Source organism: Streptococcus infantis, assembly GCF_047464715.1.
In the GTDB taxonomy this organism is placed as follows: Bacteria; Bacillota; Bacilli; order Lactobacillales; family Streptococcaceae; genus Streptococcus; species Streptococcus infantis_S.
In genome coordinates this window covers 181,629-206,864 of sequence record NZ_JASHBJ010000001.1, presented here as the reverse complement: position 1 = coordinate 206,864, position 25,236 = coordinate 181,629, and the positions used below count along the sequence as shown (strand labels likewise).

At 39.7% G+C, this 25,236-nt stretch carries 28 protein-coding genes, 1 tRNA gene and 1 other RNA gene; 6 read left to right on the top strand and 24 right to left on the bottom strand.

Annotation, left to right across the window (positions count from 1 at the left end; genetic code table 11):
• Positions 1-111: 111 nt before the first annotated feature.
• The 4 genes from QM419_RS01065 to QM419_RS01050 all read right to left on the bottom strand — a co-directional run bounded on the left by QM419_RS01065 (position 112) and on the right by QM419_RS01050 (position 6,139).
• A complete protein-coding gene (locus tag QM419_RS01065) occupies positions 112-2,397 on the bottom strand; it encodes a DNA translocase FtsK (RefSeq protein WP_414277608.1) in 2,286 nt (761 codons plus the stop codon).
• 141 nt (positions 2,398-2,538) lie between these two features.
• Complete coding sequence (locus QM419_RS01060) at positions 2,539-4,494, bottom strand: fructose-specific PTS transporter subunit EIIC (protein WP_414277607.1); 1,956 nt, start codon at positions 4,492-4,494, stop codon at positions 2,539-2,541.
• Entirely contained in the window at positions 4,491-5,402 is a 912-nt protein-coding gene (gene pfkB, locus QM419_RS01055) for a 1-phosphofructokinase (RefSeq protein WP_414277606.1), read from the bottom strand. Before pfkB ends, QM419_RS01060 begins: the two co-directional genes overlap by 4 nt.
• Entirely contained in the window at positions 5,399-6,139 is a 741-nt protein-coding gene (locus QM419_RS01050) for a DeoR/GlpR family DNA-binding transcription regulator (RefSeq protein ID WP_414277605.1), read from the bottom strand. Before QM419_RS01050 ends, pfkB begins: the two co-directional genes overlap by 4 nt.
• Positions 6,140-6,300: 161 nt before the next feature.
• Between QM419_RS01050 and QM419_RS01045 the strand changes: the two genes are divergently transcribed.
• Positions 6,301-6,388, top strand: a tRNA-Ser gene (locus tag QM419_RS01045).
• A 78-nt stretch (positions 6,389-6,466) separates the two neighbouring features.
• On the opposite strand, the gene QM419_RS01040 is transcribed toward QM419_RS01045, so the two are convergent.
• From QM419_RS01040 to QM419_RS01020, 5 genes are all read right to left on the bottom strand, one after another.
• Entirely contained in the window at positions 6,467-7,801 is a 1,335-nt protein-coding gene (locus tag QM419_RS01040) for an Nramp family divalent metal transporter (RefSeq protein ID WP_414277604.1), read from the bottom strand.
• Positions 7,802-8,114: 313 nt separating this feature from the next.
• Positions 8,115-8,462: a transfer-messenger RNA gene (gene ssrA / locus QM419_RS01035) on the bottom strand.
• 60 nt (positions 8,463-8,522) lie between these two features.
• Positions 8,523-9,158 carry an SGNH/GDSL hydrolase family protein gene (locus QM419_RS01030; protein ID WP_414277603.1) on the bottom strand — a complete coding sequence of 212 codons (636 nt, stop codon included), beginning with the start codon at positions 9,156-9,158 and terminating at the stop codon, positions 8,523-8,525.
• A gap of 1 nt (position 9,159) precedes the next feature.
• Complete coding sequence (locus QM419_RS01025; protein WP_414277602.1) at positions 9,160-9,987, bottom strand: HAD family hydrolase; 828 nt, start codon at positions 9,985-9,987, stop codon at positions 9,160-9,162.
• 24 nt (positions 9,988-10,011) lie between these two features.
• Positions 10,012-11,331 carry a CapA family protein gene (locus QM419_RS01020; protein ID WP_414277601.1) on the bottom strand — a complete coding sequence of 440 codons (1,320 nt, stop codon included), beginning with the start codon at positions 11,329-11,331 and terminating at the stop codon, positions 10,012-10,014.
• Between the two features lie 158 nt (positions 11,332-11,489).
• Between QM419_RS01020 and def the strand changes: the two genes are divergently transcribed.
• Both def and rlmB read left to right on the top strand, forming a co-directional pair.
• Positions 11,490-12,101 (top strand): peptide deformylase, encoded by a 612-nt coding sequence (def, locus tag QM419_RS01015; RefSeq protein ID WP_414277600.1) that lies wholly within the window; start codon positions 11,490-11,492, stop codon positions 12,099-12,101.
• A 44-nt stretch (positions 12,102-12,145) separates the two neighbouring features.
• On the top strand, positions 12,146-12,874 hold the full coding sequence (gene rlmB, locus QM419_RS01010) for a 23S rRNA (guanosine(2251)-2'-O)-methyltransferase RlmB (protein WP_414277599.1): 729 nt from the start codon (positions 12,146-12,148) through the stop codon (positions 12,872-12,874).
• Between the two features lie 180 nt (positions 12,875-13,054).
• Here rlmB and trxB read toward each other — a convergent pair whose 3' ends face one another.
• From trxB to QM419_RS00975, 7 genes are all read right to left on the bottom strand, one after another.
• Positions 13,055-13,966, bottom strand: a complete 912-nt coding sequence (gene trxB, locus QM419_RS01005; RefSeq protein ID WP_414277598.1) for a thioredoxin-disulfide reductase — start codon at positions 13,964-13,966, stop codon at positions 13,055-13,057.
• Between the two features lie 65 nt (positions 13,967-14,031).
• Positions 14,032-14,256 carry a DUF4059 family protein gene (locus QM419_RS01000; protein ID WP_414277597.1) on the bottom strand — a complete coding sequence of 75 codons (225 nt, stop codon included), beginning with the start codon at positions 14,254-14,256 and terminating at the stop codon, positions 14,032-14,034.
• A 79-nt stretch (positions 14,257-14,335) separates the two neighbouring features.
• The gene (locus QM419_RS00995; RefSeq protein ID WP_414277596.1) at positions 14,336-15,079 is read right to left on the bottom strand and encodes an amino acid ABC transporter ATP-binding protein; all 744 of its coding nucleotides are present in this window, start codon (positions 15,077-15,079) and stop codon (positions 14,336-14,338) included.
• Positions 15,079-15,879, bottom strand: coding sequence for an amino acid ABC transporter permease (locus QM419_RS00990; RefSeq protein WP_414277595.1), 801 nt, complete (start codon positions 15,877-15,879; stop codon positions 15,079-15,081). The genes QM419_RS00995 and QM419_RS00990 overlap by 1 nt, the downstream gene beginning before the upstream one ends.
• Before the next feature lie 156 nt (positions 15,880-16,035).
• Positions 16,036-16,392, bottom strand: a complete 357-nt coding sequence (locus tag QM419_RS00985; RefSeq protein ID WP_414277594.1) for a Spx/MgsR family RNA polymerase-binding regulatory protein — start codon at positions 16,390-16,392, stop codon at positions 16,036-16,038.
• A gap of 11 nt (positions 16,393-16,403) precedes the next feature.
• The gene (locus tag QM419_RS00980) at positions 16,404-16,895 is read right to left on the bottom strand and encodes a methylated-DNA--[protein]-cysteine S-methyltransferase (RefSeq protein WP_414277593.1); all 492 of its coding nucleotides are present in this window, start codon (positions 16,893-16,895) and stop codon (positions 16,404-16,406) included.
• Positions 16,896-16,908: 13 nt separating this feature from the next.
• Positions 16,909-17,412 (bottom strand): N-acetyltransferase family protein, encoded by a 504-nt coding sequence (locus tag QM419_RS00975; protein ID WP_414278051.1) that lies wholly within the window; start codon positions 17,410-17,412, stop codon positions 16,909-16,911.
• A 134-nt stretch (positions 17,413-17,546) separates the two neighbouring features.
• Here QM419_RS00975 and QM419_RS00970 point away from each other — a divergent pair, with 134 nt between their 5' ends.
• Both QM419_RS00970 and trhA read left to right on the top strand, forming a co-directional pair.
• A complete protein-coding gene (locus tag QM419_RS00970) occupies positions 17,547-18,002 on the top strand; it encodes a DUF1836 domain-containing protein (RefSeq protein WP_414277592.1) in 456 nt (151 codons plus the stop codon).
• Positions 17,992-18,639 carry a PAQR family membrane homeostasis protein TrhA gene (gene trhA, locus QM419_RS00965; protein ID WP_414277591.1) on the top strand — a complete coding sequence of 216 codons (648 nt, stop codon included), beginning with the start codon at positions 17,992-17,994 and terminating at the stop codon, positions 18,637-18,639. The genes QM419_RS00970 and trhA overlap by 11 nt, the downstream gene beginning before the upstream one ends.
• Before the next feature lie 32 nt (positions 18,640-18,671).
• Here trhA and pdxT read toward each other — a convergent pair whose 3' ends face one another.
• The 6 genes from pdxT to QM419_RS00935 all read right to left on the bottom strand — a co-directional run bounded on the left by pdxT (position 18,672) and on the right by QM419_RS00935 (position 22,540).
• Positions 18,672-19,244, bottom strand: coding sequence for a pyridoxal 5'-phosphate synthase glutaminase subunit PdxT (gene pdxT, locus QM419_RS00960; protein WP_414277590.1), 573 nt, complete (start codon positions 19,242-19,244; stop codon positions 18,672-18,674).
• Positions 19,245-20,120: a pyridoxal 5'-phosphate synthase lyase subunit PdxS gene (gene pdxS / locus QM419_RS00955; protein ID WP_006153788.1), complete on the bottom strand. Its 876-nt coding sequence runs from the start codon at positions 20,118-20,120 to the stop codon at positions 19,245-19,247.
• A gap of 137 nt (positions 20,121-20,257) precedes the next feature.
• A complete protein-coding gene (locus QM419_RS00950) occupies positions 20,258-20,890 on the bottom strand; it encodes a Pr6Pr family membrane protein (RefSeq protein WP_414277589.1) in 633 nt (210 codons plus the stop codon).
• A 2-nt stretch (positions 20,891-20,892) separates the two neighbouring features.
• Positions 20,893-21,231, bottom strand: coding sequence for a zinc ribbon domain-containing protein YjdM (locus QM419_RS00945; RefSeq protein WP_178894781.1), 339 nt, complete (start codon positions 21,229-21,231; stop codon positions 20,893-20,895).
• A gap of 137 nt (positions 21,232-21,368) precedes the next feature.
• Positions 21,369-22,040 (bottom strand): (d)CMP kinase, encoded by a 672-nt coding sequence (gene cmk / locus QM419_RS00940; protein WP_414277588.1) that lies wholly within the window; start codon positions 22,038-22,040, stop codon positions 21,369-21,371.
• 8 nt (positions 22,041-22,048) lie between these two features.
• A complete protein-coding gene (locus tag QM419_RS00935; protein ID WP_414277587.1) occupies positions 22,049-22,540 on the bottom strand; it encodes an SAG1386/EF1546 family surface-associated protein in 492 nt (163 codons plus the stop codon).
• Positions 22,541-22,585: 45 nt separating this feature from the next.
• Between QM419_RS00935 and QM419_RS00930 the strand changes: the two genes are divergently transcribed.
• Positions 22,586-22,789, top strand: coding sequence for a ferredoxin (locus tag QM419_RS00930; protein WP_178894778.1), 204 nt, complete (start codon positions 22,586-22,588; stop codon positions 22,787-22,789).
• Positions 22,790-23,014: 225 nt separating this feature from the next.
• On the opposite strand, the gene galE is transcribed toward QM419_RS00930, so the two are convergent.
• Both galE and QM419_RS00920 read right to left on the bottom strand, forming a co-directional pair.
• Positions 23,015-24,034: a UDP-glucose 4-epimerase GalE gene (gene galE / locus QM419_RS00925; protein WP_178894777.1), complete on the bottom strand. Its 1,020-nt coding sequence runs from the start codon at positions 24,032-24,034 to the stop codon at positions 23,015-23,017.
• Positions 24,035-24,134: 100 nt separating this feature from the next.
• Positions 24,135-25,235 carry an NAD(P)/FAD-dependent oxidoreductase gene (locus QM419_RS00920; RefSeq protein WP_414277586.1) on the bottom strand — a complete coding sequence of 367 codons (1,101 nt, stop codon included), beginning with the start codon at positions 25,233-25,235 and terminating at the stop codon, positions 24,135-24,137.
• Position 25,236: the final 1 nt, after the last annotated feature.

Sequence of the window (25,236 nt, the reverse complement as noted above, 5' to 3'; positions counted from 1 at the left end):
AACACCTATAATCATAGGCATAAAAAAAGAAATCACCTTCGAAAAATTAGAGTAGATTTTCCCGATTTTAGAAAGGTAATTTCTTGAATTTTTATTCTATTTTCAAACAATTTATTGTTGCAATACTTTTCGAGGTTTTGTTCCTTCAGCAGGTCCAATAACACCTGCTAACTCTAATTCTTCCATCAATCGAGTTGCTCGGTTAAAACCAACTGAAAGACGGCGCTGAATCATAGATGCACTTGCTTTTTGTGTCTCGATGACGAGAGCTTTAGCTTCTTCAAAGAGCGGATCTCCAGCATCATCGCTAGAACCAAAATCACCCTCTGTCTCAGATACTTCTCCCGGATCAAAGCTTTCATCATAATCAGCATCAGCTTGAGCCTTGATGAAGTTTACGATACGTTCAACATCATCATCTGAAATAAAGGAACCTTGGAGACGAACAGGATGGTTTTCATCAATTGGCTTAAAGAGCATATCGCCTCGGCCGAGTAATTTCTCAGCACCATTTTCATCCAATATCGTACGTGAATCTGTTCCCGAAGAAACTGCAAAAGCCACACGAGACGGCACATTTGCCTTAATCAAACCAGAGATAACATCAACCGAAGGACGCTGAGTTGCAAGGATCATATGAATACCAGCCGCACGCGCCTTCTGTCCGAGACGGATAATAGCATCTTCTACTTCCTTGCTGGCAACCATCATGAGGTCAGCCAACTCATCCACAATTACGACGATTAAAGGTAGAGGTACTTGTTTGTATTCGGACTGAGCATTAAATTCCTCAACCTTAGCATTAAAACCAGCAATATTTCGAACTCCAACTTTGGCGAAAAGCTCATAGCGATTTTCCATCTCATCAACGACTTTTTGAAGGGCCTTGCTGGCCTTACGAGGATTGGTCACAACTGGAATCAAGAGATGAGGGATATCGTTGTAAACTGAAAGCTCAACCATTTTAGGATCAACCATCATAAATTTGACTTGATCTGGACGAGCCTTCATGAGAATGCTAGCGATAATACCATTAACTGCAACAGATTTACCAGAACCCGTAGAACCGGCAACTAGCAAGTGAGGCATTTTAGCCAAATCAAAACTACGAGCCGTACCATTGACTGCTTTCCCAAGAGGAATTTCTAAAAGATTTTCAGGTTTTGTTTGAGATTGTTCCCAAAGCTCACGGAAGGATACAGTTGCAATTTCCGAGTTAGGAACTTCGATACCTACCAAGGATTTCCCTGGAATCGGTGCTTCAATACGGACATCTTTAGCAGCCAGAGCAAGAGCTAAATCGTCGGCTAGGTTTGAAATACGGTTGACACGGACACCAACTGCAGGTTTAACTTCATACTTGGTAACAGATGGTCCAATTTCTGCTCTTTCAACCGTTACTTTAATACCAAAACTTGCGAAGGTCTCTTCCAAAATTTTAATATTTTCTCTAACGATTTTCTTTTCTTTTGACTGATCTTTTGGTTTATCTGGTGCAAAGAGTTGCAAGCTTGGGAGCTTATACTCCAAGGCCTTTTTAGCAGAAAAATCTACTTCAACCTCTTCGTCATCATCATCCTCTTCAGAGAAAACTTCTTCCTCTGGATAGTCTCCTTCTTCAGGGTAATCAAAATCAGCTTGCGGGAGAATAATCTCAGGTTCTACCCATTCCTCCTCTGGAAGTGGAGGAAATTCTTGCAGTGGTTCGTCTGATAAGATTTCTCCAGTTTCCATATCTACAGGCTGCATGTCAAGCAAAGCCTGCTCTTCTCTTTCTTTTTCAAGTCTTGCTTGCTCTTCTGCTTCTCTTCGCGCCTTTTCCTCTTCACGCTTGATAAAGCGCTCTTGTTTTTTCTGTTCACGGCGTTCCATCCAGATAGCAAATCGAGCTGAAAGAAAATCAGCAATATCATAGATAGACCATGGACTCATTAAAAGAGCTCCGATTAGGATTAAAATTGCCCCTATGAAATAGGTACCGATGTTTGAGAACAAAAAGGCTACCGGAATGTAGAGACCTACCCCTAACAAGCCTCCCCCTGCAAAACTTGTTACTTGAAAACTGGTTAAATCTTTAAAGATTTGTCCAATCGTTCCTTGAAAAACAGCATTTGCCATGCTAAGTTTCCAGACAAGATAAGCTTGAAAGATGAGGAGCAAGCCTGCAAAAATAAAGAAGAAACCTGCTAGCAAGCCTTCTTGTTTATGAATCCATTTAAAGAAGAATAGATAAATCAAGAGAGAGAAAATAGCTAAGTATGCTAAACTCCCTACGAGTAAGCGAATCAGGTTATAAACAGTGATTCCGACAGCTCCCCATTTAAGAGCAGCAAAAATTAAACAAATAGCCAAAGCTAAGGAAATCAACATTCGTTGAATCGCTTGTTTTCTTTCCAATTCTGCTTTCGACGGTCTGCGTCTTGTTTTAGTTGTATTCTTGTTTGCCATTCTTCTATTATAACATATTTCATGAACTTTTCGAGGGGTTAAAAAAATGACTGCCCACTTTCGTGTTCAGTCATTTGAATGTGTTTGTGATTATTTTTCTATAGGTTTACGTAGGTAACCGTAAACGACACCACTGACAAGTGCTCCTACCAAGACAGAGACAAGATAGAGAAGAGCATTTGAAGTAAGGGCGATAACGAAGATTCCTCCATGTGGTGCCATGAGTTTGATATTTGCAAGACCAACAAGTCCACCTGCTACTGCTGAACCAAGGATAAAGCTTGGAATAGCACGAGCTGGGTCAGCTGCACCAAATGGAATCGCACCTTCAGTGATGAATGACAATCCCATAACGATGTTCGTCAAACCTGAGTTACGTTCTTCTTTTGTAAATTTATTTTTGAAGAGAAGTGTTGCCACAAAGATTGCAAGTGGTGGAACCATTCCTCCAGCCATAACTGCTGCCATAGCTACTGAACCACCTGTTGCCACTGTTGCTGCAAGAGTACCAGTACCAAAGACATAAGCTGCTTTATTGACAGGTCCACCCATATCGACAGCCATCATTCCTCCAAGAACGATACCAAGAAGGACAGCTGATCCGCCTCCAAGACCGCCAAGGAAGTTGTTCATACCAGTGTTGATTGCGGCCATTGGGATATTTACAGCCAGCATGACAAATCCTGTCAAGATTGTTCCAAGAAGTGGCAAGAGTAGGATTGATTTAGCACCTTCAAGGGAGCGAGGAACCTTCACGTATTTCTTAACCAAGAGCACCAAGGCACCAGCGATGAATCCACCAACAAGGGCTCCAAGGAAACCTGATGATACTCCTGCAAGAGCTGAAGTTGCTTCGCCACCCTGAGCGTAAGGAATTTTACCAAAGGCATAACCTTCTTTAGCGATAGCACCAGCTACGAAACCTGCTACCAAACCTGGTTTTTCAGCGATTGAGTAGGCAACATATCCTGCAAATACTGGCAACATCAAACCAAAGGCAGAACCACCAACTTTCATGAACATAGAAGCGAGTTCATGGTAAGAACCAAGATTTCCAAGACTCTCATTTGGAACCCCCAAAGCACCATCAATCAAGAAGGCGAGGGCAATCATGATACCACCACCAATAACGAATGGCAACATTTGTGATACACCACTCATCAAGTGTTTGTAGAAGGCACCACCTAGACTTTGTTTTTCATTAGATGCTGTTGAAGCTTGCGCTCCATTAGCAGCACGGTAGACTTCAGCATTACCAGAAAGAGCCAAGTTGATCAACTCTTCTGTCTTACGAATACCATCTGCAACCGGACGGTTCACCAATGGTTTACCATCGAAACGATCCATCTCAACTGCTTTATCTGCAGCGATGATAACAGCTTTGGCATTGCGGATATCTTCTGCTGTCAATTTGTTGCCAACACCACTTGCACCGTTGGTTTCAACCTTGATACCAACACCCATTTCCGCAGCCACTTTTTGAAGAGCTTCTTGGGCCATGTATGTGTGGGCAATTCCTGTTGTACAAGCTGTAACTGCTACGATAAAGTCACCAGATTCATTTGCAGGAGCTTGAACTGGTTCTTGAGCTTTTTCTGAAGCTTGGTCAAAGAGTTCAATGACTTGATCAGCTGATGTTACTTGACGAAGTTTATCAGCAAATCCGTCTTTCATCAAATATTGTGACAATTCTGCCAAGGCAGCCAAGTGAGTATCATTGGCACCTTCTGGAGCAGCAATCATAAAGAAGAGGTCAGTTGGTTGCCCGTCTAAACTTTCGTAGTCAACACCCTTGTTTGACTTAGCAAAGAGAACTGTTGCTTCTTTAACTGCAGCATTTTTGCTGTGAGGCATTGCGATACCGTCACCCAAACCTGTAGAAGTCAAAGCTTCACGCGCTAAAATTCCTTCTTTAAAGGTTTCAAAATCTGTCACGTATCCGTGTTCAACTAAGCTATGAATCATTTCTTCGATAGCTGCTCTTTTTTCAGTCGCTTGCAAATCAAGCAACATGACATCTTTTCTCAATAAATCTTGAATTTTCATCTTTTTTCTACCTCAACTTTTTCATAAGTTTCTTTAATAAATGTTGCAGTTGCTAAATCATCTGAGAAGGTGGTTGCTGTTCCACATGCCACTCCCCACTTGAAGGCTTCTACTGCGTCTTTTGATTTGACAAACTCACCCGTAAATCCAGCAACCATAGAGTCACCAGCACCAACTGAGTTTTTCACGGTTCCTTTAATCGGTTTAGCAAAGTATGCTCCATCTGATGTTACCAAAAGGGCACCATCACCAGCCATAGAAATAATCACGTTTTGAGCACCTTTAGCCAATAACTCTCGAGCGTATTTCTCTATTTCATCAAGGCTTTCAAGCTTAACTCCAAAGATAGCTCCCAGTTCATGATTGTTTGGCTTGACTAAAAGTGGTTGATAATCCAAACTATCAATCAAGGTTTGACCTTCAAAGTCACAGACTACTTGTGCGCCTGTCTGACGCGTCAAGGCAATTAATTCTTTGTAAATAACATTACCCAAGTTTTTAGCACTCGAACCCGCAAATACTACTGTATCTTCTGCTGTCAAACTTGAAAGAATGGCTTTTAACTCTTCAAGTTGTTCGGGCTCAACATTAGGACCTGTCCCATTGATTTCAGTTTCTTGGTCTGCTTTGATTTTGACATTGATACGCGTATCTTCTGCCACTTGGACAAATTGCGTTTCAATTTGTTCTTCAGCTAAAGTATCTGTGATAAATTTTCCAGTAAAGCCTCCGATGAAACCTGTCGCTGTATTTGGAATATCCAAACGCTTCAAGACACGGCTAACATTGATACCTTTACCACCAGCAAACTTATCATCACTGTCCATACGATTGACACTACCAACTTCCACTTTGTCCAAACGGACAATGTAGTCTATAGATGGATTGAGTGTGACTGTATAAATCATACTTCTATTACCTCCGTTTTCTCTTTGATAGCTGGCAAGAGTTCGTGACCCTTGCTTGTAATGACAATTGCTCTTTTTATAGGAGCTACCTTAGCAAAACAAGACTGACCAATCTTGGATGAATCTGCTAGAACATATGTCTGTTTAGCATTTTCTAAGATAGCACGCTTGACGGCTCCCTCCTCCATATCTGGAGTTGTAAAGTAACCTTCATCTACACCATTCATTCCAATAAAGGCACGATCAAAGTGCAGTTGGTTAATCTGATTGAGAGCTACTCCTCCGATACTGGCATCCGTTGTCATCTTGACTCCACCACCGATAATGACTGTTGGGATTTGCTTGTCCACTAACTGCACCGCATGGTGAATGGAATTGGTTACCACTGTAATGTCTTTTCGCTCCAATTCTTTAATGAGAAAGGCTGTCGTACTTCCTGCATCCACAAAGATAACATCTTTTTCTTTGATGAGGGAAGATGCTTTTTGAGCAATCAACTTCTTCTCTTGAAGGTTTTTGACAGATTTTTCTTGAATGGTTTCTTCTTCTTGCAAGGAGTGAGGCAACTCTGCTCCTCCATGCACTCGACGAAGTTTATTTTCAGACTCCAATTCATCCAAATCACGTCTAACTGTTGATTCTGAAGTATCTAACAAGCCTACTAATTTCTCTAGAGAAACGACTTTGTGTTTTCTTAGTTCTTCTAAAATTAACTTTTTCCTCTCGGTTTTTAGCATCTACTCATCTCCTGTTAACGATTACATTAATCATTCTATCACAAAAAAAATCAAAGTCAAGCATTTTTTATCATTTTCTTTCATTTTCTATCACCGCCCCCTCGACTTCAAATAAATTTGCAAGAAAGAAGGCTTTATGGTAGACTAGGTTAGTAAACAATGGAAGATTACTCAAGAGGCTTAAGAGGCCGTGTTGGAAACGCGGTAGGCGTGTTAAAGCGTGCGTGGGTTCGAATCCCATGTCTTCCGTTTATTTTCTAAAAAAGATACCCAAGAAATCTTGGGTATCTTTTTTTATATGTTTGTTTTATAACTCGGGTGAATTTCTTAGAAAATATCAAATAACAATTTCACATTGAGGATGGTCAAGATAATGGAAACGATATAACCAAGGATAGTATTCCATTTGGCATTGGTAAATTCTCCCATCAGTGATTTTTTTGAGGTTAGATAAATCAGAGGAAAGATTGAAAATGGAAGAGCGATTGAAAGAAAGACCTGTGAATAGACCAATAACTGATCCAAGGTTTTTTCTTGATGACCGAACAGAACCGCTACTATCATAACAGGCAGCAAGGCAAAGAGACGAGTCGCCAAACGAATGAACCACTGAGGCAATCGCAAATGTAAGAAACCTTCCATAACGATTTGTCCTGTCAAGGTACCTGTGATAGTCGAATTCTGACCACTGGCTAATAGGGCCAAGGCAAACAAGGTTGATAAGGTCGAGCTAGCGATGGCTCCTGCAATGGTTGAATCCTGCAAGGCATTATACATTTGAGAAAAAGCGGAAATTTCAGATGCATGTCCGAAGAAGAGGGCCGCCCCTAAGATCAAAAGAAGGGAGTTAACCACAAAGGCCAATGATAATTGGAGATTTGAGTCCCAAGTCATAAAGCGCACCGCTTTTCGAACATCATTTCTGTCCTTGTGATTGATTTTCCGAGTTTGAGACAAGGAAGAATGCAAATAGAGGTTATGGGGCATCACTGTCGCACCTACTATTCCCAGCGCTAATGTTAATTGACTTTCATGTCCTGGCAATGGACTCTCAAATAAGGTTGAATTTGGTAAATAACCCTCAGCGATTCCTTGGAAGCTTGGATGTGACAAAGCTACCAGATAAGTAAAGATTGCTAAGATTGTTAAAATCAGTGTTGTAACGATAGCTTCGATCTTCTTAAAGCCAAATTTCATCAGTAGCAATAAGAGAAAGACATCTAGAACCGTCAAAAGGATGGCTATCATAATCGGAATCTTAAAGAGAAGGTTGAGAGCAATGGCAGAACCTAGTACTTCTGCCAGGTCTGTCGCCATCAAGGCTAATTCTAAAATCACCCATAAGCTATAACGAAGCCATTTAGGTGAATGATGAGCTGTTGCCTGAGCCAAGTCCATCTGGGTTACAATCCCAAGCTTTCCTGCCATCTGCTGAAGTTGCATGGCAATGAGAGATGAAATCAAGATGACAAACAAGAGACTATACTTATAGGAAGCACCACCCACTACACTGGTAATCCAGTTTCCTGGATCCATATAACCAACTGCTACAAGAGCACCCGGACCTAAAAAGGCCTTTAAATTTTGCCAGAAATGATTATTATTTGGAGTCTCTATAGACTGATTAATCTCAGAAAGTGAAACTTTTTTATGAGATGACATTTCTCACTACCTCTTTCTAACCCTACCTTTTCATTTGTTTTTATGATTGAAAAATAAGATAATCCTTAATTCATAAGATATTGAAAACTAAATGAAAACTAATTGATTGTTTTCACCATTTTTTAACATACCTTAATTATAACACAAATTTTTTAAAAAACTGAAGAAATTCAGTACCTGTTTTATATTTAGGATACGGTGGAATGTTGTATCCTTTGTTGTATCCTTTTTCTAAAAAACAATACTAAGGAATATAAAAGAGAAAAATAAAAAACGTTGTTTTAACAACGTTTTAGAAAGGAATGCAAAAGAATAATGGAGCCGGTGGGAGTCGAACCCACGTCCAAACACCTGCCAACATATTTGTCTACAACCATAGGTTATGTATTGTTTTAACAGTCCATCGACACATAACTCAAGCCTAGGAACTGCGAGTCTATAAATCTCTTATCAAACTGCTAGACAAAGCTTGATCGTATCTCGCTAATAATAAGACCCATCATCAGACACGAGCAATCCGAATCGGGTCACGCCTGCTGGTTTTTAGGCAGCTAGAGCGTAAGATGTGTTATTTTTTGCAGTTATATTTAACTGTGCGTTTACGTCGCCACACGAGTTGCAAAATATGCCTCATAATGCCTGTCGAATCCGTAACGACCCCAAAGACAATAAAAATATTATACCTTATCTAAGCTAAAAAAGCAAAAAAGCAAGTAGATGCCTAGAAAATGTAATCTTTCAAGGCTTCTGATAGAATATGATAACCCGAGACACTGAGGTGAAGGCCATCTGTTGTGTACCCCTCCTTGAGCTGTCCTTCCTGATCAAGTAATTTCTCAAAAACAGACACATATTCTACCTGCATATAGGCTGAAGCTAGCTCTTGATAGGCTTGGTTCCACGCCTTGATTTTCTCATTAGTACGAATGTAAACAGTCTGTTTGAAGTTCTCGCTCTCATTGACCGGTAAGATAGAAACTAGCTTTATTTGTGACAGAGGATAGTCACGAGAAATACTTTGAATCACGCTTTCAAGATTGTTTAGTGTTTCCGTCATTGGAACATCTTTCCCAATGTCATTGGTCCCAATCAAAAGCACAATCTGATCCACCGTATCACCATAGAGATGAGCATCTAGGTTATCTAGCAAAAGTCCAGTCTGATAACCACGAATACCTCGGTTCACAATGGTCTTGGCTGTCCCTAGCAATTCCTGCAAGGGATAATACTCAACAATAGAATCACCGATAAAAATGATATTGGGTTCAATTACTGAGATTTGATTAAGTTCACGATACTTGGTTTGGATTTTCTCTTGCTCTTTTAAGAGCCAATTTTCTAATAGTTGTACTGCCAAGTTATTCTCCTTTTTCTAGCCAGTTTTCTAAAACTTGGTAAACACCCGCCTGACTGTTAGCTGGGGCTATTTTTGTAGCTACTTCTTTAACAGACTCTTCTGCATTTTCCATGGCATATGAAATACCTGCCAACTCTAACATTTCAATGTCATTTTCACTATCACCAAAGGCCATGATTTGTTCAGGTTTTAAGTTCCAACGTTTGAGCAATTCTTCTAGGCCCCACGCCTTATGAATCCCGTCCTGTAAGATATCAATACAGCCATATCCACTAGAGACAGCTCGCACATGCCCATCAAATAAGTCATTAATCTCCTGTAAAACCGAATCGGATCGTTCTTCACCAACTACCATACTCATCTTGAGAACACCACCGAAAAGGCTGGAGTCAAATTCATCAACAAAATGCATTCGTTGATAGAGCTTCTCAATCATCTCCGGAGTCATAAATTTATCTAGTTCTGTAAAGACAGTACCTTCCTTTACAAAGCCACCATTCATACCAGTTACGACAAACTGATCCTGACATTCCCTACCTTTAAAATGGCCCAAAGCCCTATCAACCATGGCATCATCCCAAGTTTGTGCTTGAAGCAATTCATCATTTTCAAATATACGAGCACCATTAGCAACTACAAGAACGACTCTTTCTGCTAGATGTCCCAGTAATTGTCTCATACGATGAACTTCATTTCCAGTCGCAATGACAAACCGAACGCCACGGTGGTCCAGCTTATCCAAAATTTTCTCTAAGCGAGGAAGGTCTAGTTGACCTCTTGGATCTAACAAAGTACCATCCATATCTGTTGCAATAATCTTAATTTCCATTGTGTCTCCTTGAGGTTCGAATCACTACCACTTCAAACCTACATGTTCATTCATTTCTTTATAGGCTGTATCAATCCGTTCCTTGGTCGCCTCGTCTAACTGATCACGATATTTCCCACCCTCTATAAAATCTTCCAAGATATAGGTTTGGTATAGATAGAGTGGGTATCCTTCTGGAGAATAACCTCCCTTAGGAGTCCGACTCACCCAGCTTGGATGTGCTTGAGCCGTCTCGATAGTTGTTTTACCAGATTTTTTCTTAATGGTCACATCCATGAGGACTCCACGTTCCGTCCACTTGGCATTTTCAACATCCTGCATGGTTTCAATCCGTTGATTTGAGATAAAATTCCCCATAGAGTAAATGATAAGCTTTTTATCACCGTCTTTTTCAACCGTTTCAGCTGGTTCAACAACGTGAGGGTGACCACCAAAGATAATATCAGCTCCCCAATCAATCATTTTATGATAAAGTTTCTTTTGCTCCTCAGTCGGCTCAATTTGATACTCAACTCCCATCTGAGGCATGATAATTGTAATATCCGCCTCCTTCTCTGCTCGTTCAATTTCAGCCTTCATTTTATCTTCATCTAAGTCTGAAAGATAACGATTATAATCCTCTTGAGAAATGCTTTGTTCAATTCCGTTAAAACCATAGGAATAAGCTAAAAGGGCAACTTTAATCCCATTGACTTCCTTGATGACAATAGGTGCTTTATCTCGTGGTTCATGAGTGTAGACTCCGATTGGTGTCATTCCAGCTTTTTCAATCGCATCTGCGGTTGAAACTACTCCCTCAATTTGAGAATCCAAGATATGATTATGAGCCAAGTCTAGCACTTGATAGCCTGCATCTTTTATAGCGTCCATGACTTCACCAGGTGCATTAAATAAGGGGTAACCTGCAAGATAGTGATCTTTATTTACAGTTCCTTCAAAATCACCAATGACCAAGTCAGCTTGCTTAAGCCAAGGCTTTACGTATTCAAAGTTTTCATGAAAATCGTAGGTGCCATCTGCCTTTTTTGCTGAAATATAAATAATGTCATGATAGAGCAAATCACCATTTGCCATGATGCGAGCACTTGTTTCTTGCTCTGTTGCCGTATTTTTCTCCTTAGAATCAGCTGTCTGACTTACTGTAGTTGCACTACTATTTACTAAAGGAATTCCCTTTAGCCCTTGAGCTAATAAAGTCAATGCCATCGAAATAGCAACTACGATTAACAAAACCATAATAAAGGTTTTATTACTCCATTGGCGATAGTTTCTAAAAAATCGAATCAATTTCTCGACAAGCCGTAAGATAGGACCATTTTGATTTCTACTACTACGTTTTTCCATCTTTTTCTCCTTACTTTTTGATGCAAGTCTCCTTACCTTATTATACCACAGACAAATAGGTATTTCCTTTTATTCTAATATTTTTTAACAGCTTCTGTGACTTTCTTTCTCATCTGTTTTGTGTTATCATGTAAATGTAATGTAAGGAAGGAGAGAACATGTCTGCTATAGAACGTATTACAAAAGCTTCACATTTGATCGATATGAAAGATATTATCCGCGAGGGCAATCCAACCCTGCGTGCTGTTGCTGAGGAGGTCACTTTCCCATTGAGTGATCAAGATATTATCCTCGGTGAGAAAATGATGCAATTTTTGAAACATTCACAAGATCCAGTTATGGCTGAAAAACTTGGACTACGTGGAGGAGTTGGACTTGCAGCACCACAATTGGACATCTCAAAACGCATCATCGCTGTTTTGGTTCCAAATATCACTGAAGATGGTGAAACACCTCAGGAAGCCTATGACTTACAAGCTGTAATGTACAATCCTAAAATCGTCTCACATTCAGTCCAAGATGCTGCTTTAGGCGAGGGAGAAGGATGTCTATCAGTTGACCGAGCTGTCCCAGGTTATGTTATCCGTCATGCTCGAGTAACTGTCGACTATTTCGACAAGGACGGCGAAAAACATCGTATCAAGTTAAAAGGCTACAACTCAATCGTTGTTCAACATGAAATCGACCACTTGAATGGTATTATGTTTTACGACCGTATCAATGAAAAAGATCCTTTTGCAGTCAAAGAAGGTTTACTCATTCTTGAATAAGGAAAATCCCGTTGCAAGACGGGGTTTTATGTTATAATAGAGCCATGAAAACAAATGATATTGTCTATGGCGTTCACGCCGTTACGGAAGCACTTTTAGCAAACACAGGAAATAAACTCTATCTCCAAGATGATTTACGAGGAAAAAATGTAGAAAAAGTAAAAGAACTAGCTACTGAAAAGAAAGTATCCATCTCTTGGACTTCAAAAAAGACTCTTTCTGAAATGGCTGAGGGTGCTGTTCACCAAGGTTTTGTTTTACGGGTTTCTGAGTTTGCTTATACTGAACTGGATCAAATTCTTACAAAAACACGCCAAGAAGAAAACCCACTACTGCTAATTCTTGATGGTTTAACAGATCCACATAATCTCGGTTCTATCTTGAGAACAGCGGATGCAACCAATGTTTCAGGTGTTATTATTCCCAAACACCGAGCTGTCGGCGTCACTCCTGTCGTAGCTAAAACAGCAACGGGTGCGATTGAACATGTTCCTATTGCCCGAGTCACTAATCTTAGTCAAACCTTGGACAAACTCAAAGACGAGGGATTCTGGACTTTTGGGACTGATATGAACGGAACACCTTGCCATAAATGGAATACAAGTGGCAAAGTTGCTCTCATTATCGGAAATGAAGGAAAAGGTATTTCAAGTAACATCAAGAAGCAAGTGGACGAGATGATCACCATACCAATGAATGGTCACGTACAAAGTCTCAATGCCAGTGTTGCTGCTGCTATTCTCATGTACGAAGTCTTCAGAAATCGATTATAAAAAGAGTGAGTTTGGGACAAAAGATCCCAACCTCACTTTTTATTAGCAATCAAACTTTGACGCGGTAGCTGATTGAACTTTTTGTTCGTCTTTTAGACTCCAAAAAGCTCCTAATCATCCTCGCGGGGCTGGGACTACGAAATCGAGACTTTGTCTACCGATTTCTGTCCCACCGCCTTTTTAACTATGTTCAGTAATATATTTATAGGCTTCTTGACCTGCAATGGCGCCATCTCCAACTGCTGTTGTGACTTGACGAAGGTCTTTCTGACGAACATCCCCAACTGCAAAGACACCAGCAACACTTGTCTTCATGTGGTCATCAGTCACAATCCAACCTGCCTGATCTCGAATCTGTAATTCTTGAACGAAATCACTAACAGGATCTAATCCAACATAGATGAAAACACCACCAAAGGCTTGCTCTATCACTTGACCCGTTTTTACATTTTCAATCTCAACCAACTCTACACGATTTTCACCTTTGATTTCTTTAACAACAGAATCCCAAATGAACTTGATTTTTTCATTGGCAAAGGCGCGATCTTGCAAGACTTTTTGAGCACGAAGTTCATCACGACGGTGAACGATGGTTACTGATTTTGCAAACTGTGTTAAGAAGATTGCCTCCTCAACTGCTGAGTCACCACCACCTACAACCAACAAATCTTGGTCACGGAAAAAGGCTCCATCACAAACCGCACAGTAGGAAACTCCACGGCTATTGAGCTCTTCTTCGCCTGGAACTCCCAAGAGACGGTGTTTCGAACCAGTCGCTACGATAACTGTACGTGTTTCAAATTCTTCATCATCTGTGATGACTTTTTTTACATCTCCATGATCCTCAACAGCTTCGACAAAACCATAGAGGTGTTCTACTCCAAGATTTTCAAGAGGTTCAAACATCTTTTCAGCTAATTCTGGACCGCTGATATTGGCATATCCTGGATAGTTTTCAATATCCGAAGTATTATTCATCTGACCACCAGGAAGGCCACCTTCAATCAAAGCAACTTTCAGATTACTGCGTGCTGCATACAAGGCTGCAGTCATCCCAGCAGGACCTGCACCGATAATAATCGTATCGTACATTCTCTTTCCTTCTTTCTTGTTGTAACTATTTTTATTCTAACGGATTATATCCTATTTAACAACTATTAAGCCTTGAGAACCAGCAAAATACTCATGGTTGCAAAAGACAATACTGGAATTGTTAAAACTCCAATCATAATCATATCGTAAAGATGAGCTTGACGCTCCTTGGCAGTTTTATCAGCGCCTGATAGAGCTCTAAAACCGATCCAAAGTCCTAAAACAACCAAGACTAGTAAAATCGTCAAAATCAAACTCTCTAAATACAAAGCAAATAGCTGAACTAACATGCTTTCTCTCATTTCTATTATTTTTAAAGAGTAAACCCAGTTAGCTTAGCCAACTGAGTTTTTCTTATCTTCCATTATATCAAATATAGGTCCGTTTGTAACTAGCAAAGAACTCTTTTGTTCGTTCTTCTTTTGGATGATTGATGATTTCATCTGGTGTTCCAGATTCGATAATCTTTCCTTTATCCAAGAACAAAACCTTATCAGCTACTTGAGAAACAAAGGACATATCGTGACTAACCAAAATCATGGTTTGACCTGATTTAGCAGCATTCGCAATCGAACGTTCTACCTCACCAACCAATTCTGGGTCAAGCGCTGAAGTTGGTTCATCCAAGAGCAAGATAGCTGGTCTCATAGCCAAAGCACGCGCCAAGGCTACCCGTTGTTTTTGTCCCCCAGACAAATGGCGAGGATAGTGATGTTGACGATCAGAAAGCCCAACCTTATCTAGCTCTTCCTTGGCAATCTTAGTTGCTTCTTCGTCGGATAGTTTTTTAACTACCACCAAGCCTTCCTTGACATTGTCTAAGGCTGTTCTACGCTCAAATAAATTGAACTGTTGGAAAACCATCGATAGTTTGCGACGAAGAGTCAGAATTTCTTCTTGCGTAATTTGAGAAAAATCAACTTTGAAATCATCAATCTGAATAGATCCACTATCCGGAGTTTCTAGATAGTTTAGGCTACGAAGAAAGGTTGATTTCCCAGCTCCTGAAGAACCAATTAAGGCAACAACTTCTCCTTTTTGAATATCTAAATTCAGATGATCCAAAACGGTTTGACCTGAAAAGGATTTGCTTAAATTTGAAATTTTAATCATTAGCGAAGCTCTCCTTTCACATCTGTCTCAATATTATCTGGTGCTGTAATAGCCATTTTTCTTTCAATGAAACGACCAAGATTTTCAATGGCAATATTTACAACCCAATAGACAAGAGCTACTGAGATGAAACGTTCAAAGTAACGATAGTCTGCACCACCCAAAATCTGTGCTTGGGCAAAGACTTCTACGACACCTGCACTAAAGGCAAGGGAAGTTCCCTTGGTCAACCCAATGAGGGAGTTAATCAAAGTTGGTGTTGCAACCACGGCTGCATTTGGAATAATCACACGGCGATAAACTTGTGCACGTGTCATTCCAAGACTGCGAGCAGCTTCAATCTCACCAGGATTTACAGAAAGAATGGCTGCACGGATGGTTTCACTAGCATAGGCTGCCTCGTTAAAGGCAAAGGCTACAATCGCAAACGCTGCAGCTGGAATCGCATTGATATTAAATGCAGTTCCCCATTGTTGATTCAATGCTTTAAGTGCCAAAGGAATTCCGTAATAAGTCAACATGAGTTGTACTAGAATTGGAGTACCTTTTAGGAAACTAACAAAAAAAGCTTGTAATGGGTAAATAAATCTAACTCGGTTGATTTTCACAATAGCAAAGACTAGGGCTAGCATGATACCAAAAAAGGCACCAAATACCGTTAACATCAAAGTTGTGGGTAATTGCTGTACAATTCTTGGAATCCCATCAAAGACAGAACGCCAACTAAAGAGTTTGCCGTCTGGGATATATTGCATCAAATTTTGATACCAATCAGATGCTAAAATCGTTGTAACATTCATAGAAACATCCTCTCAAGATAATGATTCATTCTATCATACTTATGCTCTAATTAAAAATATTTGCTACGAGCATATCAGATTTCATCTACCTTCTAGTTTATCATACTTTAAAAGTGGGAGGTTATATATTTTATCTATCAAGGAGATAGAAAAAAACTAATTCAAATCCAAGTTATTGTATGTTTTACGATAGCCAATTTGTTTTACAAGACCATTTTCAACTAGTATCGGACGTTTTAACAGCATACCATCACTAGCTAAGAGTTTGGCTGCTTCTTTGTTTGACAATGTTCCAATCTTATCTTTCAATCCGAGTTCACGATATTTGATGCCACTAGTATTGAAAAATTGCTTCAATTCAAATCCCGAAGTTTCGAGCCAGTTTAAAATGACCTTTTCACTCGGAGTCTCTTCAACGATATGAACGTCTTTATATTCTAGTCCAAGTTGATCTAATTCTTTCTTAGCTTTTTTACAAGTTGTACATTTTGGATATTCGATAAATTCTAACATTTTTTCTCTTTCTATTTTTTATTTTCTTGATAACTTGCACCTTCATGATTCAAGAGCCAAGCCTTCTTATCAAGTCCCCAAGCATAGCCTGTCAGACGTCCTCCAGCACCTAGCACACGGTGACAGGGGACAAGAATAGACCAGGGATTGCGACCCACTGCTCCTCCGATTGCTTGGGCAGAAGCCACCTGCAAGTCCTTAGCTATTTGTCCATAAGTAACTGTCTGACCAAAAGGAATTCCACGCAAGTAGTTCCAGACTCTTTTTTCGAAGTCACTACCGACAGGAGCTAAAGGCATCTCAGATAAGTCTTGATCTTGCCCCTTAAAATAAGTCTCTAAATAGGAAGTAATTTGATTTAAAATGGGATGACTTTCAACTAGAGTTACATCATTTTCAGATAATCCCTTCTCAAAATCGCTCTCTTCTTCTATCCATATCCCAAACAGATAGTGGTCATCTGCTACCAGAGATAGGGGTCCAATCGGTGACTTGTACAGCATCTTTGCATACTTCTTAGGCATTTGATTTTAATTTTTGATAGGCCAAGCGTTCCCCGTCTACTGGAACTTTACCAACCTGTTTAAAGCCAAGTTTTTCAAAGATATGCTGCATAGCTTTGTTTTTTGCGTGCGTATCCGAACGAAAATCTAGATAATCAAAGCCTTCTATCAAGCCTTCTAAGAAGGTCTGAGCAACACCTTGACCTTGCACATCACTAGCAACAGCAATACGGTGAAATACTAAGTATTCTGCTTCATTTCCCTCCCAGTTGCCATCATAAATTGCTTCATAAGCTTTTTCCGGGCTTTTAGTCACTGCTGCATAGGCTAATAAGAGTTCTCCTTCTTCCAGCGCTACGTAAGCCTGTCCAGAGATAATATCTTCAATAATGGTATCTGCATCTGGGTAGCCGTTTTGCCACTGAGTGCTACCAGCATCTGCCAAGCATTTCTTGGCTCCCTCAATTACTTGCATAATCTGATTTACTTCATTAGGAAAGGCTAAGCGAATCTCCATCATCTGTCCTCATTTCATACTATTTTCTCTCATCATAGCATAAATTATTTCTTTCTACAAGCACTTGAAACTTGACTTATTATTTCTAATATTTTATAATCTAGTTATTAAAACTAGATAAAAAGGAGTTGAAAATGAATACTACTTTTTCCTATCCAAAATGGGAAGAAATTCCAAGTATCAATCTCTATCTGGACCAGGTTTTACTTTATGTAAATCAAGTATGCGAACCTATCTCATCAGGATCTGAAAAAGCCTTAACTGCTTCTATGGTCAATAACTATGTCAAACACGGATATATCAGTAAACCTGAAAAGAAAAAATACCAACGCAAACAAATCGCCCGTTTGATTGCTATTTCGACTCTTAAGTCTGTTTTTTCGATTCAGGAAATTGCTCAAACACTCAATACCCTACAAACAGAAACGAACTCAGAAGAACTTTACAACGCTTTTGTAAACTATATGAATGAGGACATAGACCCAGCTAATCCTATTATCCAGGCAAGCTGCCAAACTGTCAAACTCTATCATCAAACACTAGCACTAGTCTATACAGAAACTGAAGAGGAGGAAACAAATGAATACTAGTTTCAAATTGAGTAAACGACTTAGTTTTGGAGAAGAAATTGCCAACAGTGTCACCCATGCTGTAGGAGCATTTCTCATGCTCATCCTACTTCCCATTTCATCAACCTATAGTTACGAGGCGCATGGTTTCTTATCGTCTATCGGTGTTTCCATCTTCGTCATCAGCCTCTTTCTCATGTTCTTATCATCAACTATTTATCATTCTATGGCTTATGGTTCGACTCATAAGTATGTCTTACGTATCATCGACCATTCTATGATTTATGTGGCAATCGCTGGATCTTATACTCCTGTGGTTTTAACTTTGATGAACAACTGGTTTGGTTATCTCATTATCGCCATTCAGTGGGGAACTACAATTTTCGGTATTCTTTATAAAATATTTGCCAAGAAGGTCAATGAAAAATTCAGTCTCATTCTTTACCTCATCATGGGATGGCTAGTCTTAGCTATCTTACCTGTAATCATTAGTCAGACAAGTCCAATGTTTTGGAGTCTTATGGTATCAGGTGGCCTTTGCTATACAGTCGGCGCTGGATTCTACGCTAAAAAGAAACCATACTTCCATATGATTTGGCATCTCTTCATTCTAGCAGCCTCTGCTCTCCAATATATTGCTATTGTTTATTATATGTAAAAAAGAAGTTGGGAAAAATCCCAACCTCTTTTTTATTTGCACATATTGACAAAATACTGGTGCAAGCGAAGATCATTTGTCAATTCCGGATGAAATGAAGTCACTAGCATATTCTTTTCTTGAGCAGCAACGATTTGATCGTTGACGATTGCTAGAACTTCAACATCCTCACCGACACTACTGATAATTGGACCACGGATAAAGGTCATGGGAATCTTACCAACACCCTTACACTCTGCTTCGGTATAAAAGCTTCCTAACTGACGTCCATAGGCATTACGCTCTACTACTATATCCATAGTCGCTAGATGACTTTCTTCCTGAGTGGCAAGCTCTTTTGCTAGTAAAATCAAGCCTGCACAAGTCCCAAAGACTGGTAAGCCATTGAGAATAGCTTCTCTTAGAGGGAGTAGCATATTCTGGTCACGTAGAAGTTTTCCCATAGCTGTCGACTCACCGCCAGGTAAAATCAAACCTGATAGCTCACTTCGATGTTGCTGAAAATCTTCTAGGTTTCGCAGTTCAATACTTTCAACTCCTAGTTGAGCAAGCATTTTCTCGTGTTCTGCAAAGGCACCTTGCAAGGCCAAGATTCCAATTTTCATCTATTTTCCTCGCTCAGCCATGAGAATTTGGATTTCATTCTCATTGATACCTACCATGGCTTCTCCCAAGTCTTCCGAGATTTGAGCCAGAATTTGAGGATTCTGATAGTTTGTAACTGCCTTAACAATTGCTGCGGCACGTTTAACAGGATCACCTGATTTGAAAATCCCTGAGCCAACAAAGACGCCTTCTGCACCAAGCTGCATCATAAGAGCAGCATCCGCTGGTGTTGCAACACCTCCAGCTGCAAAGTTAACAACTGGCAATTTCCCATGTTCGTGGACATATTGAACTAATTCTACCGGAACTTGGAGTTCTTTTGCAGCAACATATAACTCGTCCTCCCGGAGGTTTTGAATGCGACGGATTTCTTGATTCATCATACGCATATGACGAACCGCCTGAACGATGTCTCCTGTTCCTGGTTCCCCTTTTGTACGGATCATAGAAGCTCCTTCAGCGATACGGCGCAAGGCTTCTCCTAGGTCTTTAGCACCACAAACAAAAGGAACTTGAAATTCTTTCTTGTCCACATGGAAACGATCGTCAGCTGGAGATAGAACTTCGCTCTCATCGATATAGTCAATCTCGATGGCTTCTAAGATCTGTGCTTCAACAAAATGCCCAATTCGAACCTTAGCCATAACTGGAATGCTGACCGCTTCTTGGATTTCCTTGATCATCTTTGGATCGCTCATGCGAGAAACTCCACCAGCCGCACGAATATCAGCTGGAATTCGCTCTAGAGCCATAACTGCTGCTGCACCAGCTGCCTCTGCAATTCTTGCTTGTTCAGGGTTTTGAACATCCATGATAACGCCACCCTTGAGCATCTGTGCCAAATTTTTATTTAATTCATAACGATTTTCAGTCATTTTTTCTTCCTCATTACTTGTATTGGTAGCTACATGTTTATTTTAAGATAGAAATGACTCGAGGACAAGATAAAATAAATCAATTTGTCCGGGTACAATTATTTCTATCACAAAAAAAGCACCCACAATGGGTACTTTTATTTCTTAGATTTTTTAATACTTTTCACAAGATAAAAGAGATATCCTGAAACCATGTAAACAACAAAGATAGTGGCTGCCCATTTAAAGACAAAGCCCCAACCATGTTTGGTAGCATTCAAAAAGAAATAAGGGAAGGGACTATCCTTAGCATTAGGGACATCCATCTTTAGAACAAAACCGTTTAAGAGGGCAAAAATCATATAAAGCAACGGAAGGCTAGTCCAAAGCATGGGATCAACTAACTTATATTGACGACTCTTATCAAAAATAATTGTATCTGCTAAAAACCAGAGAGGGACAATATAATGACAAAGGAAATTTTCCAAACGGTAAAAATCTGTCGTCAAAGGAGCTAGCATGAAATGATAGATGACACAAGTAATCATAATACTCATAGTGACGCCACCTTTGAGACGTAGAATACCAGAACTCTGCCAACTATCACCACCACTACGCATCTTTAACAAAAGATAACCTGTAAAAAGTACAACCAAAAGGTTAGAAAGTACTGTGTAGTAAAGCAACATCCCTAAACCACCGCGTTTGGTAATCTCCAAGTATACACCGGTAAAGGCTGCTATAAATAAAAAGATACGACTATAAAATATTACTTTTTCATTTTTAATCATGATTAAATCTTCTTCACAAATTCTGATTTAAGCTTCATAGCACCAAAACCATCAATCTTACAGTCAATGTTGTGGTCACCTTCAACAATACGGATGTTTTTCACACGAGTTCCTTGTTTGAGGTCTTTAGGAGCACCTTTAACCTTCAAATCTTTAATCAAGGTAACTGTGTCCCCATCAGCTAGTTTATTTCCATTTGCATCGATAGCAACAAGGCCTTCTTCTGCTTCAACTTGTTCAGCAGGATTCCACTCGTAAGCACATTCTGGACAAACAAGAAGTGCGCCATCTTCATATACATATTCTGAATTACATTTTGGGCAATTTGGTAAATGATTCATGTTATCTCCTTAAAAAATTTATGATTATTTGAATGTCAAATTTTCTTCAACAGCAACTATTATACCTTAAAACAGACTATTTGACAAATTCTGATAAAAAACGACAAACCGAAATTCAGTTCATCGTTTTATAGTTCTTATAAATGTTTTTGAGCTTCTGATTTAATTTTTTCAACAACTTCTAAAATTGAGAGTCCAGTCGTATCCAAATAGATTGCATCCTCAGCTTGCTTGAGAGGTGAAGTTTCACGATGACTATCTTTATAGTCACGCGCCGCAATCTCTTCTTTCAAAGTTTCCAAATCTGTTTCGATTCCTTTTGAAAGATTTTCCTTGTAACGACGTTCCGCACGCTCATCTACAGATGCTACTAGAAAAATCTTCAATTCAGCCTTAGGTAAGACTACTGTTCCAATATCGCGGCCATCCATAACGATACCACCTTGTTGGGCAATTTCTTGCTGAAGGGCTACCAATTTTTCACGAACAGCTGGAATCGCAGCAAAAGCAGAGACAGCGTTGGTTACTTCATTTTCTCGGATTGGATTTGTTACATCTACATCTCCAACGAAAACAAGTTGTTCTCCATTTTCAGCGCGTCCAAAGCTAATTGGATATTGTTCCAATAATTCAAGAAGTTGAGATGGCTCATTTGGGCTAATTTGGTTTTTCAATGCGATGTAAGTCGCAGCACGATACATAGCGCCTGTATCCAGATAAGTATAACCAAAGTCCTTAGCAATAATCTTAGCTACTGTACTCTTACCACTGGAAGCTGGCCCATCAATAGCAATCTGAATTGTTTTCATTGTCACTCCTATCTTGTCTTAAGGACATCACCAGGATTTGCGAACCAAGTTCCTGAAGACATATGACCAGGATTCAAGGCTTCAAGTTGAGCAATAGAGATTCCAGCACGGGCTGCAATCGCTGCTTCACCTTCTCCTGGCAAAACTGTTATTGTTCCTTCAGAATCAGTATGCGCCTCTGTATGTTCTTGTTGAGTTGTTTCTGCTTCTGTTGACTCTGTTGACTGAGCAGTAGTAGCCACTGTTGTAACTTCCTCTACTTTTGGAGCTGAAGGATCATAAAAATCTTTCAAAGCTGAAGTGCGGTCACTTCCGCCTGATGACAAGTAGACTAATACAACTACCATACCAACAACAATCACAAAGAATAGAATTGCCAAGACAGTCAAAATACGATTGGCAACGACACCTGAACCTTTTTGGTTTCGTTGACGACGTTCTGTTCTTGATTCTTCTTCCTGATTTTCATAAATATCTTCTTGCCACGGTTCCTTTTCCATACCTTACTCCTTGAGATTTTTTTAGTTTCTTATTACAATATAAATATGAAGATTAGACTTATACCCGAACGTTGCATCGCCTGTGGGCTCTGCCAAACTTATTCAGAATTATTTGATTACCATGATAATGGTATCGTCCGTTTTTTCGATGATCCTGAACAATTAGAGAAAGAAATTCCTTGTAGCGACGATGCTTTAGAAGCCGTTAAAAATTGCCCTACTCGTGCTCTAATCATAGATGAATCTTAAAATTTGGTGGGCCATAGATTTCTAATTTCCACTCCCTCTAGTGTAGCATAATTTTCTAGAAAATTATAGTCTTTTGCTAGACTAATTTTATACAATTTTACATTTAATTGTTCCAATATTTCAATAATAAATAAACTGTTCTTTTAAGACGTTTTTCTATCACACAAGCACATATAAAGTATTAAAAAAGAGGAATTACTTCCTCTTTTTTGTTTAATCAAATGATTAGTCTTCAAATCCGTTTGGATGTTGACTCTGCCAACGCCATGCATCTTCACACATCTCTGTAATACCAAGTTCTGCTTCCCATCCGAGCTCTTCCTTAGCTTTTGCTGGGTCTGAGTAGCAAGCTGCGATATCACCTGGGCGACGTTCAACGATACGGTATGGAATTGGGCGTCCAACAGCTTTTTCCATATTTTGGATAATTTCAAGAACTGAGTAGCCTTTTCCAGTCCCAAGGTTATACACATTGAGTCCAGAGCCTTTTTGAAGCTTCTTAAGGGCGGCAACGTGTCCTTTTGCTAGGTCAACGACGTGGATATAGTCACGAACACCTGTTCCATCTTCAGTATCGTAGTCATCTCCAAAGACTTGAACTTGTTCCAACTTACCAACTGCGACTTGTGTTACATACGGCAAAAGGTTGTTTGGAATGCCGTTTGGATTTTCTCCTAGGTCACCACTCTCATGCGCACCGATTGGGTTGAAATAACGAAGCAACACAACGTTCCATTCTGAGTCTGCTTTATAGATATCTGTCAAGATTTCTTCAAGCATTAGTTTGGTACGGCCATATGGGTTAGTAGCTGAAAGTGGAAAATCTTCTAGGATTGGAACAGTATGAGGATCTCCATAAACTGTTGCTGAAGAGCTGAAAATAATATTTTTACAGTTGTTTTCTTCCATTGCTTTTAAAAGACTAACTGTACCAGCAATATTGTTATCATAGTAGGCAAGTGGGATACGTGTAGATTCCCCTACAGCCTTCAAACCAGCAAAATGGATAACTCCTGTTGGTTCTTCGTGTTTGAAAATATCACGAAGAGTTTCCGTATCACGAATATCAGCTTCGTAGAAAGGAATTTCTATGCCTGTGATTCTTTCAACTACTTCAAGACTTTTACGACTACTATTGACCAAATTATCCACGACAACAACTTGATGTCCGGCTTGAACCAGTTCAATGACAGTGTGACTTCCAATAAAACCTGCTCCACCCGTTACCAGAATCTTTTCTTGCATTTTATTTCCTCAATTCTTGGATTATTTTATTCATTTTACCATTTTTGATAGAGAAAGTCATTTACTTTCCTAATACTACCGTAAAAACTAGGTAAAAGATTTACGATTGTTTCTTTTTAATATATCTTTCGGTCGGATAATCAGCCGGATCTAATACTCCACTTCTCCCCTGAAGCATTTGAGCTAGATGATAACCGATTATGGGACCAGTTGTTAATCCTGAAGATCCTAAACCACTCGCTGTATAGACTCCTGATAAGTTTGGAACCTGTCCGAAAAATGGAGAAAAATCACTTGTATAGGCTCGAATCCCCACGCGCTCACCACTAATCATTGCACCTTTTAAGCTAGGATAAAATAGACTTGCTGCTTCTTCCATTTGAAGGAGTAACTTCTCATCAACAGTCAAATCAAATCCCATGTCATTTTCATGGGTAGCCCCTAAAGATAATTTACCGCCTGGAAATGGTATCAAATCCCACTCTTCTTCTGGCATAACCACAGGGTAGGCTCCCATGTCTTGTGGCACTTGATAATCTCTAAGTTGTCCTTTTTGAGGACGAACATCAACCTCATAGCCTAAAGGCTCTAACATGTGTCCAAGCCAAGCTCCTGTGGACAAGATAACTTGGTCAAACATTTGGTTGCCTATTTGATAACCCGATGCTAAGGGTTTTAGACTGACCTCTTTCTTTATGACCTTAACCTGACTGGCTTCAAGCAAGTGACTAACTAAAAGTTGTCCATCTACTCGAGCCCCTCCAGAAGCATAGAGCAATCTCTCAAATCCCTCTAATCCAGGGAATAGACTACTTGCTGCCGTTTGGTCTAAAACGGCTAATTTTCCTATTAAGGGAGATTCATCTCTACGTTTCAAGGCTAAGTCATAGAGTTCCTCGAGCTTGGAATCATCTTTTTTGAGAAGTAAGACTCCTGAGCGCTGGTAGAAATCAACCTTTTGACCCGATTTTTCCAAGTCAGCTAATAAATCCACATAGAAATCAGCTCCTAGTCGCGCCATCTTATACCAGGCTTTATTGCGTCGTTTAGAAAACCAGGGACTAATAATTCCTGCTGCGGCCTTAGTTGCTTGGCCCTTTCCATAATCAAAAACTGTTACTTCAATATCAGCTTCTTTAGAAAGATAGTAGGCAGCTGTTGCACCTACAATTCCTGCACCTACAATGGCAACTTTTTTCATT

Coding starts and splice junctions, on each gene's coding strand:
- QM419_RS01050 (WP_414277605.1), bottom strand. CDS start 6,139: ATGCTAAAAACCGAGAGGAAAAAGTTAATTTTAGAAGAACTAAGAAAA.
- QM419_RS00930 (WP_178894778.1), top strand. CDS start 22,586: ATGAAGATTAGACTTATACCCGAACGTTGCATCGCCTGTGGGCTCTGC.
- pfkB (WP_414277606.1), bottom strand. CDS start 5,402: ATGATTTATACAGTCACACTCAATCCATCTATAGACTACATTGTCCGT.
- trxB (WP_414277598.1), bottom strand. CDS start 13,966: ATGTACGATACGATTATTATCGGTGCAGGTCCTGCTGGGATGACTGCA.
- QM419_RS01040 (WP_414277604.1), bottom strand. CDS start 7,801: ATGTCATCTCATAAAAAAGTTTCACTTTCTGAGATTAATCAGTCTATA.
- rlmB (WP_414277599.1), top strand. CDS start 12,146: ATGAAAACAAATGATATTGTCTATGGCGTTCACGCCGTTACGGAAGCA.
- QM419_RS01060 (WP_414277607.1), bottom strand. CDS start 4,494: ATGAAAATTCAAGATTTATTGAGAAAAGATGTCATGTTGCTTGATTTG.
- pdxT (WP_414277590.1), bottom strand. CDS start 19,244: ATGAAAATTGGAATCTTGGCCTTGCAAGGTGCCTTTGCAGAACACGAG.
- QM419_RS00975 (WP_414278051.1), bottom strand. CDS start 17,412: ATGGAGATTCGCTTAGCCTTTCCTAATGAAGTAAATCAGATTATGCAA.
- QM419_RS00945 (WP_178894781.1), bottom strand. CDS start 21,231: ATGAATCATTTACCAAATTGCCCAAAATGTAATTCAGAATATGTATAT.
- trhA (WP_414277591.1), top strand. CDS start 17,992: ATGAATACTAGTTTCAAATTGAGTAAACGACTTAGTTTTGGAGAAGAA.
- QM419_RS00970 (WP_414277592.1), top strand. CDS start 17,547: ATGAATACTACTTTTTCCTATCCAAAATGGGAAGAAATTCCAAGTATC.
- QM419_RS01000 (WP_414277597.1), bottom strand. CDS start 14,256: ATGTTAGTTCAGCTATTTGCTTTGTATTTAGAGAGTTTGATTTTGACG.
- QM419_RS00995 (WP_414277596.1), bottom strand. CDS start 15,079: ATGATTAAAATTTCAAATTTAAGCAAATCCTTTTCAGGTCAAACCGTT.
- def (WP_414277600.1), top strand. CDS start 11,490: ATGTCTGCTATAGAACGTATTACAAAAGCTTCACATTTGATCGATATG.
- cmk (WP_414277588.1), bottom strand. CDS start 22,040: ATGAAAACAATTCAGATTGCTATTGATGGGCCAGCTTCCAGTGGTAAG.
- galE (WP_178894777.1), bottom strand. CDS start 24,034: ATGCAAGAAAAGATTCTGGTAACGGGTGGAGCAGGTTTTATTGGAAGT.
- QM419_RS00935 (WP_414277587.1), bottom strand. CDS start 22,540: ATGGAAAAGGAACCGTGGCAAGAAGATATTTATGAAAATCAGGAAGAA.
- QM419_RS00950 (WP_414277589.1), bottom strand. CDS start 20,890: ATGATTAAAAATGAAAAAGTAATATTTTATAGTCGTATCTTTTTATTT.
- QM419_RS01020 (WP_414277601.1), bottom strand. CDS start 11,331: ATGGAAAAACGTAGTAGTAGAAATCAAAATGGTCCTATCTTACGGCTT.
- QM419_RS01025 (WP_414277602.1), bottom strand. CDS start 9,987: ATGGAAATTAAGATTATTGCAACAGATATGGATGGTACTTTGTTAGAT.
- QM419_RS00980 (WP_414277593.1), bottom strand. CDS start 16,895: ATGCTGTACAAGTCACCGATTGGACCCCTATCTCTGGTAGCAGATGAC.
- QM419_RS00920 (WP_414277586.1), bottom strand. CDS start 25,235: ATGAAAAAAGTTGCCATTGTAGGTGCAGGAATTGTAGGTGCAACAGCT.
- QM419_RS00990 (WP_414277595.1), bottom strand. CDS start 15,879: ATGAATGTTACAACGATTTTAGCATCTGATTGGTATCAAAATTTGATG.
- QM419_RS00985 (WP_414277594.1), bottom strand. CDS start 16,392: ATGTTAGAATTTATCGAATATCCAAAATGTACAACTTGTAAAAAAGCT.
- pdxS (WP_006153788.1), bottom strand. CDS start 20,120: ATGACTGAAAATCGTTATGAATTAAATAAAAATTTGGCACAGATGCTC.